The sequence below is a fragment of the Pedobacter sandarakinus genome, from assembly GCF_026240095.1.
GTDB classification, from domain to species: domain Bacteria; phylum Bacteroidota; class Bacteroidia; order Sphingobacteriales; family Sphingobacteriaceae; genus Pedobacter; species Pedobacter sandarakinus.
The window spans coordinates 1-409 of record NZ_JAPIVG010000030.1; the positions used below are offsets into that span (position 1 = coordinate 1).

1 protein-coding gene is annotated in these 409 nt (G+C 40.8%); it reads right to left on the reverse strand.

The window, feature by feature from the left end:
- A partial coding sequence (locus OQ268_RS17810; RefSeq protein ID WP_265858172.1) for a DUF559 domain-containing protein occupies window positions 1-275 on the reverse strand: 275 nt, incomplete at its 3' end.
- Between the last annotated feature and the right edge of the window lie 134 nt (window positions 276-409).

The window sequence follows — 409 nt, forward strand, 5'->3', positions numbered from 1 at the left end:
TCCACGATGTAATTTCCGATGATTCTTTGTCTGTCGAAATCGATTTGATGAAATTTTCTTTTGTTCACCTGCATCCAAAATAAAACCTCTGGCAGGTTTTCCGCATATCTTAATGCTTTAGCTCGTTCTTTCAAACTCGCTTCAAAAGGTAAAGTTAAAATAGGATTCAGCTTTATTTTAGTTCCGTTAATGACCACCCCGCCTTTCAGGCACCCCTCCACAGGAGGGGAATTTCTAGACGCAGACCTTGCATTTCGTTTATTGGGTTTTTTCATCGTTCGAAGTAGATTTTCCTTTATTGAGCTATTGATTAACGCGACTTGCCATTCCCCTCCGTAGGAGAGGTGGATGTGCAGCAGACGGGGTGGTTAACTATAGCTTAATCTCCTCTCCATAATTTTCTATAATG